The 9,787-nt window shown below is 35.7% G+C and carries 6 protein-coding genes and 1 riboswitch; of the genes, 3 read left to right on the top strand and 3 right to left on the bottom strand.

The window, feature by feature from the left end:
• From AC07XN_RS21245 to AC07XN_RS21235, 3 genes are all read left to right on the top strand, one after another.
• A partial coding sequence (locus AC07XN_RS21245; RefSeq protein ID WP_494744504.1) for a tetratricopeptide repeat protein occupies positions 1 to 1,019 on the top strand: 1,019 nt, incomplete at its 5' end.
• A gap of 97 nt (positions 1,020 to 1,116) precedes the next feature.
• Positions 1,117 to 1,213: riboswitch (SAM riboswitch) on the top strand.
• A 75-nt stretch (positions 1,214 to 1,288) separates the two neighbouring features.
• Positions 1,289 to 1,744: a protein-disulfide reductase DsbD domain-containing protein gene (locus AC07XN_RS21240; protein WP_309917299.1), complete on the top strand. Its 456-nt coding sequence runs from the start codon at positions 1,289 to 1,291 to the stop codon at positions 1,742 to 1,744.
• 142 nt (positions 1,745 to 1,886) lie between these two features.
• Positions 1,887 to 3,077: a cysteine desulfurase family protein gene (locus AC07XN_RS21235; protein WP_494744503.1), complete on the top strand. Its 1,191-nt coding sequence runs from the start codon at positions 1,887 to 1,889 to the stop codon at positions 3,075 to 3,077.
• A 170-nt stretch (positions 3,078 to 3,247) separates the two neighbouring features.
• Here AC07XN_RS21235 and AC07XN_RS21230 read toward each other — a convergent pair whose 3' ends face one another.
• The 3 genes from AC07XN_RS21230 to AC07XN_RS21220 all read right to left on the bottom strand — a co-directional run bounded on the left by AC07XN_RS21230 (position 3,248) and on the right by AC07XN_RS21220 (position 9,653).
• Positions 3,248 to 4,699: an arylsulfatase gene (locus AC07XN_RS21230; RefSeq protein ID WP_494744502.1), complete on the bottom strand. Its 1,452-nt coding sequence runs from the start codon at positions 4,697 to 4,699 to the stop codon at positions 3,248 to 3,250.
• Positions 4,700 to 4,799: 100 nt separating this feature from the next.
• A complete protein-coding gene (locus tag AC07XN_RS21225; RefSeq protein ID WP_494744501.1) occupies positions 4,800 to 6,281 on the bottom strand; it encodes a RagB/SusD family nutrient uptake outer membrane protein in 1,482 nt (493 codons plus the stop codon).
• A gap of 24 nt (positions 6,282 to 6,305) precedes the next feature.
• Positions 6,306 to 9,653, bottom strand: coding sequence for a SusC/RagA family TonB-linked outer membrane protein (locus AC07XN_RS21220; protein ID WP_494744500.1), 3,348 nt, complete (start codon positions 9,651 to 9,653; stop codon positions 6,306 to 6,308).
• Positions 9,654 to 9,787: the final 134 nt, after the last annotated feature.

Raw genomic sequence — 9,787 nt, 5'->3', positions numbered from 1 at the left:
ATAAGAATCTAGGCGTTTTTCATGTTATGATAGGTTCTGTTCCTGAAAACTATAAATGGGTTACAAAACTATTAGGATTGAAAGGGGGAATTCAGCAAGGATTAAAGGAATTGAATATCGCTGTTAATGATAAAATTGTAGGAAAAGAAGCAAAGTTTTATCAGCTATTTATTCAGTCGAATGTATTGACATTGGATGATAATGAGCGACAAGATTTAAGTCAATTTGTGACTAATAATCCTGATAATTTAGCGATTAGTTTCTTGGGCGTATCGATTTTGCTAAGAAATAACAAAAGTGAGATGGCTCAAAAAGTATTACAGAACAGGCCCAGTGGTGCTGCTTATATATCCATGCCTATTTTTGATTTGTATCAAGCTGAAATCTTATTTAACAAAGGAAACTATTCGCCAGCTATTCAGTATTATCATAGTTATCTAAAAAACTTTCGTGGAAATAGTTTTTTGAAAGATGTAAATTTTAAATTGTTTCTTGCCAATTGGCTAACAAACAACCCTGATAAAGCGTTGAATCATTTGGCTAAGATTCCGAATGTGGGCAAGAAATTCTCTGAAACAGATATTATTGCTCAAAATTTTTATGAACAATTTCAGAAAACAAAAGCTTTTCCAAACAAGAACCTAGTAAAGGCTTGTTATGCTTTCGAAGGAGGACATTATACAGAAGCCTTAGCGTTTTTGGATAACCTTGAAGAAGATTCGTTTACTTCACAGATTGATAAGGCTAACTTCAATTTTAGAAAGGCAAGTATCTTGCAAAAAATGAATGCACAGACGCAAGCAATTCCTTTTTTTGAGCGTGCTATGGCACTTTGTGCAGGACAAAACTGTCATTTTGGGGCAAGTTCTTCCTTGCAATTAGGCTATATTTATCAACAAAGAAATGATAAACCAAAAGCCAAACTTTCGTTTGAAAGGGCAATTGCCTATAAAAAACACGAGTATAAAAACTCAATAGATAATAAGGCACAAGCGGCATTAACCGAAATGGGTATTTAATTTTCATGAAATAATTTTTTCAAAATAAGTCATAAATTTTAAGTAGAAAATTTGGAATTGTAATATTTAAAATAGAACTTTGTCTATCGAATAAGTAGATTTATAAAGAACGAAGGGAGAGATAAGGCTCTATGATCTTCTGGCAACCTGTAAACCACCAACAAGGTGCCCCAACCTTATTCTAATGATAAATCATAAAAAATCACACAAAAGAATATTGTAATAAGCAATACAAAATAACCTTGTGTTTTAACTCAACCTAATACATCATGAGACGTATAGTTATAATCGTGTGCTTAATTTTTGCGTCTATTGCAATTAAAGCACAGCAAATCAATCAGATTGTTAGCTGGAAATATAGCTATTCCAATCCTAGTTTTAAAGTGGGCGATGAGGTAGAATTAGTCTTTACAGCTAATTTGGAAAAAGGATGGTCGTTATATTCAAGTGACTTTAAAGCTGATGTTGGGCCACAGCCTACTACCTTTTGGTTTGCCGAAAATGGTTCTTTTGAATATGATGGAAAGATTGTACCAGTTAGTCCTTTAAAAAAAGTCGATAAGAATTGGGGATTTGAAGTGTCTTATTTCAAAGATAAAGCAGAATTCAGGACTAAAGTCAGAATAGTAGAACATTCATTAGACATTTTTGGAGGAATAAAAGGACAACTATGCAATGATAAAAAGGGCGTTTGTATCCCATTTGAACAAAAATTCCAATTTTAGAAAATATTAGCAATCAGTAAATATTTAGGAACCTCTTTCAAAAAATTAAATACAATTCATCAACAAAACAGTGAAGTGAAATGACCTCTTAAGCCTATTAGCTTGAAAATTAATCAGACAACAATCTAAAAAACTAAACACCATGGAGATTTATTGTGATAACGCCGCTACGACAGCCTTAGATTTGGAGGTATTAGATACCATGATTCCATATCTAACCAATCATTTCGGGAATCCTTCTTCTAGTCATGCAATAGGAAGAAAAGCTAGAGAAGCGGTAGAAGAGTCTAGGCAGAAAATAGCTGGACTTTTGAATGCCTCAGAAAATGATATTTTCTTTACTTCTGGTGCTACAGAAGCGAATAATTTAGCACTTTCTGGAGCGATTAAGACGTATGAAATCAAGCATGTTATAACCAGTAGGATAGAACACAAAGCTGTTTTACAGACCTTGGGGCAGTACAGCCAGAACAATGAATTAGAAACCGATTTCGTGAAAATTGACAGTCGTGGGAATATTGATTTGAATCAGTTTGAATGGCTTTTGAAGAATAATCACCAGACGTTAGTGAGCTTAATGCACGCTAACAATGAGATTGGAAATTTGAATGATATTGCAAAAATTGGCGAACTCTGTAAGAAATATGACGCTATCTTTCATAGCGATACTACGCAAACGATTGGTAAATATAGATTTGATATTAAAAAACTGAATGTAGACTATATTGTAGGGTCATCACATAAATTTCATGGACCTAAAGGAGTAGGATTTATCTACATTAATAAATACCGCAAAATACAGCCTCATATTTATGGAGGAGCTCAAGAAAGAGGAACGAGAGGTGGAACAGAGAATGTGGCAGGTATTGTAGGTATGGCTAAAGCCTTAGAAATTGCCTACAGAGATTTGGAAGAGTATCATAACTATGTTGCTTTCTTGAAATCAAAAATGAGTACAACACTTTATGATTTGTTTGGAGAGGAAATTTCGTTTAATGGCGAAAGCGACTCACCAACAAACAGTTTGCCTAATATCCTAAATGTAGCTTTTCCACATCTGAAAAAAGGAGGCGTATTAGTAAATCGTTTAGATGCACTTGGCATTGCAGTTTCAGGGGGTAGTGCTTGCTCTAACTTAACCAACAATGGTTCGCATGTGTTAAAAACATTGAACCGTAACCTTGATAAAGACAGTGTTCGTTTTTCTTTTAGCAAATCTAACACACCAAAAGAAATAGATTTAATTATCAAGACAATCGTAGATATTTACGAGCAAGATATTTTTATTAAAAAGACAGAATATCAAAAAAATCCTCAATTAATTTTTGCTTAAAAAATTGTATTTAGTCGGTTTTTTACAAAATAAATAGTATCTTTGTCTATCGAATAAATAGGATAAAAAATCGAATTTTAAGCGACAGCTTTGTCAAACCTTAGTAAGAAAGTCGGTGGTTGGCTCTCTTTTAGTTTTGACGGGCTGTCGCTTAAATTTTTTATGTAAACCTACTTATTTTGTTTTAAAAAAGGAAATAAAGTAGATTCCACATGTGACTCATTGATTAGTTTACTTAATTCTTTTACTTTATCAGGATATTGTTTAGCTAGATTTTTACTTTCCTTAGGGTCTTTTGCTAAATCATACAGCTCAATAGCACCATCAGGATTTACTGACGCATTCAATTTTACAGCTTTCCAGTCTCCTTGTCTTACTGCCTGAACTCCACCATTTTCATGAAATTCCCAATAGAGATAAGCATGCTTTTGCTGTGCTTTATTACCTTTTAAAGTAGGAGCGAACGATAGTCCATCAATATTTTTAGCTACTTTTACTTTTACACCTGCCAATTCACTGAAAGTAGGGAACAAATCCCAAAAAGCACCAATATGATTATTTTGAGAATTAGGTTTAATAACGTTTGTCCAACGGGCAATAAATGGTTCTCTAATACCACCCTCGTATAAATCACGCTTATAGCCTTTAAAACCACCGCCACTATTGAAAAAATCAGGGTCAGCTCCCCCTTCTTTGTGTGGGCCATTATCACTCGTAAAAATAACCAACGTATTTTTATCTAAGCCTTCTTGTTTTAGCTTATCTAAAATCTGACCAACATATAAATCAAGCCTACTAACCATTGCCGCAAAAGCTGCATGTGGATATTCCTGAGAAGTATAGCCTCCTTTTGTTGCCTTTACACCATAATCATTTCCTTTATAAGGCTTTTCAGCGAATTTGCTTTTATAATATTCAAAAATACTATCGTTAGGAACAAGTAGTTCAGCGTGTGGCAGAATATAAGGTAAGAATAAAAAGAAAGGCTTATCCTTTTCTCGATGATCAACAAAATCTAACGCCTTTTGTTGAATAATATCTGGCGCATATTCTTTATTCTCACGGAGGTTCTGATTAGCTTCTAATATTATCTTTTTACCGTTTTCCCATAAATGATTAGGGTAGTAGCGATGTGCTAAAGTCTGGCAATTATAACCAAAAAACTGGTCGAACCCTTGTTTATTGGGGTCACCTACAGAGCCTACTGGCCCTAAGCCCCATTTACCAAAGGCAGCTGTTTGATAGCCCGCTTTTTGGAGAACTTCTGCCACTGTTAATACTGAATCTGCGATAGGCTCTTGTCCTTCTGGGTCAACGCCTTTATTACCTCTGATATAAGTATGCCCCGTATGCTGACCTGTTAGCAAAGAAGAACGTGATGGCGCACAAACACTGGTACCTGCATAAAACTGCGTAAACCGTACCCCTTGTTTAGCAAGTTTATCAATATTTGGCGTCTTGATAAGCTTTTGACCATTTACCCCAATATCGCCATAGCCTAAATCATCTGCTAAAATAAAGATGATATTAGGACGACGGGCTTTGTTATTTTTGGTTACTTGAGCTGGCGAGCTTCTAATAAAGAAGAGTGCAAAAGCAAGGCTCAGAATTATTTTTTGCATATTATAATGAGATATAATTGATTACGATTGAGATTATAAAACAAAAAAACATAGGTAATAAATCAACTTATTACCTATGCTTGCTAAAGACATTTAATGATTAATTATACCCAGGATTTTGTAAGTATAATCCTGCTTTTGTACCGATTTCTGTAGCTGGAACGGGATAAATTAAAAAATCTGGGATTACTGTATTGATGGTTGTGATAGCATCATTTTTTATCCATGAGTTCATTTTAGTAACGGCATTTCCTGAACGAACTAAATCGTTCCAACGGATACCTTCTCCTAAAAACTCTTTTCTTCTTTCTTCTAACAAAGTATCGAAACTAACATTACTGATACTCGGTAAACTTGCACGATTTCTTACCTGATTCACCAAAGCATCTATTTCTGTTTGAGTTCCTTTAGCACCTTTTAAAATTGCTTCAGCCTTAAGTAACAAGATATCAGCATAGCGCAACACGATAAAGTTGATTGGCCAATCTTTACCACTTGTCCCCTTTTTAGCAATATCAATATATTTTTTAATAAAAGGCTGAGAATATGATAATTGAATATTAAAGGCATTTCTTACATCAGCAGCGTTGGTTAAGTAAGAGGCTTTTAATTCCTTTGAGACATTAAAATTACTTGAGCCATAACCATTACCATATGAATTTGAAATTCCCTGACCCGTCCAGAAAGCCACGGGAACTAGATGGCTAGGAAATCCTGCTCCATTTGAAGAACTCATGAATTGTACATCAAAAATTACTTCTTTGTTATTCTCATTGTCATAAGCGAACACTGATGGATAAGTTGATAACAATTGATATTGATTACTAGCGATTACTTCGTTGAACAATGCCAATGCTTTATCGTATTCATTACTATTGATACCTGCACCTTCGATATTATACGTTGGTCCAGAGCGAGTTAAGTACACCAAGCCTAATAATCCTTTGGCAGCATTGGCAGTGGCTCTGCCAATATTAGCACCAGTATACGCAGTAGGGAGATTTTGAGAAGCAAATTCTAAATCGGCAATAATCAGTTTATAAATATCTGCCACAGCACTTCTTGGTACAGACTCTACTTCGGCAGCCGTCAATGGTTTTTCAACCAAAGGAACTTTACCGAAAACACGTACTAACTGGAAGTAATAGAATGCTCTTAAAAAACGGGTTTCAGCAGTAAACCTTGCTCTTAAAGTAGCATCAGTAATGATACTTCCCTTGGTTTCAAGTGCTTGCAAAACCGAATTGGCATTAAATATGCCATTGAAATTATCGCTCCAAGCAGTAGCGATAAAACCTGTTGTAGTAATATTAGGCGAAAAATCGTTGATACCTTGCCAGTCGCGGTTACCATCGTGCAATGCATTCAAGTTATCGCTACGCATTTCCCCTAACCAAAGTACTTGACTAGGGTAGGATGTCAGTTTGCTGTAAACGCCATTTACTGCTTGTGTAAAGTCGTTGGTATTGGTATAAAAGCTTTCTGCAGTTGTACTTGAAACAGGTTGCTGATTGAGTTGATCTTCACAAGAGGAAAAACCTAATACAAAGATACTAAGTGCTATATAAATTATTTTTTTCATGACTATAAAATGTAATTTCGTAAATTAAAAAGTAAGGTTAATACCAACAGAAGCCGTTTTACTTAATGGCATTGCACCATAGTCTCCAGGAATCGGGTAGCTACCATTACCACTTACATTGGTATTTTGTGCTTCAGGATTTACACCACCTCTATAATTATCATGGTTGAACCAGTTTTGTAAAGACACATACACACGAGCAGAAGAAAATACACCTGTTTTTGCTAAATCTCGCAAGTTATATCCTAGCGTAACATTCTGGATACGGATAAAGTCAGTTGAATAAACCCAATCAGAAGTTACTTGTGGTACTGTATAGGTCGACGCTAATTTACCACGAGGAGCATCATAATTTTGGTTTTCAGCCGTCCAACGTTCACGCCAAATACCCGAAATGTTGGCTGTTGTACTACCACTAAAGTCGATAGCACGTCCGAAGTATGAAAGGATAGAACCCCCAACTTGTCCGTATGCCTGAATACTTAAATCAAAGTTTTTGTATCTGAAATTGTTGGTAATACCCCACGTATATTTAGGATTAGGTTGACCATACACTACGCGGTCGTTTGCATTGATTACGCCATCGTTGTTGGCATCAAAATATTTAGTATCGCCAACAGTCTGGTTTTTGATTTTAGCAACTTTAGGGTTATCAATATCGGCTTGTGTTAAAATACCAACTGCCTTGGTTACATAATAAGTAAACATTGGTAAACCTGGCTGTAAAATATAAGGAGCATTGCTACCGCTATATGCCGAAGGAATATAAATAGGTGAACCGTCGGCATTCAAAGAAATTACTTCATTACGGTTAAATGAAATATTAGCATTGGTAGTCCATTGGAAATCAGGGGTTACAATATTTCTAGTAGTAATGCCTAATTCTAATCCTTGGTTTTTAACAGACCCAATATTTTGTAAACTTGTAGAGAAACCACTAGCACCCAGCACAGGTAAATTCAATAATAAATCAGTGCTTTTCTTGGTATAAGCATCAAAAGATACATTGATTCTGTTGTTCCATAGGGCTGCATCAAAACCAATATCATAAGTATTTGATGTTTCCCATTTCAAGTTCGGATTAGCCAATCCTGCTGCTACCTGACCGCTTGCTACTACAGGAGTATTTCCTCCAAAATTATAAGATGTACCAGCCAATGTTGGGATAGCATTATAATTGCCAATGTTGTTATTACCTGACTTACCCCAGCTAAAGCGAAGTTTTAAATCACTAATTACTTTACTATCTTTCAAGAAAGATTCTTGCGAAATTCTCCAACCGATTGATGCTGATGGAAATGTTCCCCATTGATTATTTGCCCCAAACTTTGAAGAAGCATCACGACGAATACTTCCTGTGATTAAATATCTACCTTGATAATCGTATTGGATTCTACCATAGTATGAAAAAAGTGTGTTATTATTTTCATTCGTAGTACCTGTTACAGTCACACCTGCCGAGTTAGGAATGGCATTACTGATAGTATTTACAATGTTATTGGCAAAACCACCTGCTGTGCTAATGTTGAAGGCTTCGCTGTGTACACTGTTGAATGATACCCCTGCTACGGCTGCTACATTGTGAACTTTATCAAATGTTTTGATAAAATTAAGGGTGTTTTCATTTACAAAATTTTGCTTTCTATAACCACCATACGAGCCACTAGCATTTTTTCCTGGGTTGGTAATACGCTCGGCAGCACCACCAACAGCTACATAGTCGGATACATATTTTTTAGTTTGTTGATTTACGTCGTCGTAGTTGATGGTAGTCTTGGCAAAAAGGCTTGGTAAAATGTAGTATTCAGCATAAATCGATGTCAAAAGGCGTGTATTTTTTGTTAAACCAATCGAATTATTCAAAATAGCATAAGGGCTTACCAAACGTGGACTACTCCATGTATAAGTAGCAAACTCACCTGCACCACTGTTTAAGCCAGCATTTGCTTCTACCACAGGCGAAATTGTCGCTATATTCATGATAGGACTGTCCTTTCCGTCGCCTTGTGGCGTATTGTTTTCAGAATAGGTAGGAGCAAGGTTAATCCCAAATTTGAGCTTTTTATTGGCTTTTGCCTCAATATTGGCACGGACACCATAACTTTTGTAGTCAGTACCAATTAAAGTTGATTGTTGATTCAGGTAATTTCCTGAAAAGAAATAACTTACGTTTTCTGTACCGCCAGTAGCAGATAATTGATAGTTTTGAAAAGAAGCTTTTCTATAAATAGCATCTTGCCAATCTACATATTGCAAACCCGGATGTCCTGCTATCGACCAACGTTCGTCGGGCATATAGGAGGTATTGTATTCACCTGCCTTCAATCCTAAAATCGCTCTGCGTTGGTCATTCGTTTGGTCGGCTGTTCTACCTGTTCCAGAGCGAACCCAGTTAATATTGGCTACTTCAGTAGCAACATTTACCCATTCGTCGGCACTTAGAATATCTAATTTTTTAGCAATACTACTAATACCACTGTTGGCATTTAAATTAATTTTCAACTTGCCCGACTTCCCTTTTTTTGTCGTAATCAATACTACACCATTCGCCGCACGTGACCCATAAATAGCACCCGCTGCTGCATCTTTTAATACTTGAATGCTTTCAATATCGTTGGCGCTTAAGTTAGCTAACGGGCTTGTGCCAATGCTTCCATCTGAACTTTGTCCAGCTACATCTAATGGGAATCCATCGATTACATAGAGAGGCTCAGAACCAGCATTGATAGAACCTGTACCACGTACTACAACACTTAGCCCTGCACCTGGCAAGCCTGATTGTTGTTTTACTTGCACACCAGCCATTTGCCCAACAAGTGCCTGTTCGATTCTTGAAATAGGTTTTTCCTCTAAATGCTTGGCATCAAAAGATACCACAGAACCCGTAATGTCACTAGCTTTTTGTGTACCATAACCAATCACTACTACCTCATCCAAAGATTTAGCCTCAGGTTGAAGAGTAATATTAATAATCGTTTGATTGCTAATTTTAACTTCTTGAGAGATATAACCCACAAAAGAATAAATTAGTGTAGCATCTTTTTGATTAACTGTAATCGAATATTTACCATCTTGGTTAGATGAAACACCTTTTTGAGTGCCCTTGATGATAACATTTACCCCTGGTAAAGCTTCTCCTTTTTCATCTTTAATAATCCCATTAATTATTTGTTCGCTAGACTTAATAGACTTATTGGCAATACTTTGAAAAGAAGTAATTCCTAAGACGATAATGATGGAAAAAAGACTTTGAAGTTTTCGTAAATGTTGTTTCCATTGATTGTGTTTGTCCATAACTTTTTTGTTTAATTTGATAATGTTGGCAAATACTTTCCCATCCATCATTTTGCTGATGTTGCTAGTAATTGTCAAAAAATCTGGGTTTTAGCACGGTTAGGTGCTAATGTTTCATTCGAATTGTTTTAAGTAAGGAAATATTAACTATTAAGTGTAATTATGACACATTTATAATTACTCTATAAGACTTATGGGACAAATGTATGATC

The organism is Arcicella sp. GW458-12-2-14-TSB2, from assembly GCF_059423785.1.
This window is presented reverse-complemented; position numbering and strand designations above follow the sequence as displayed.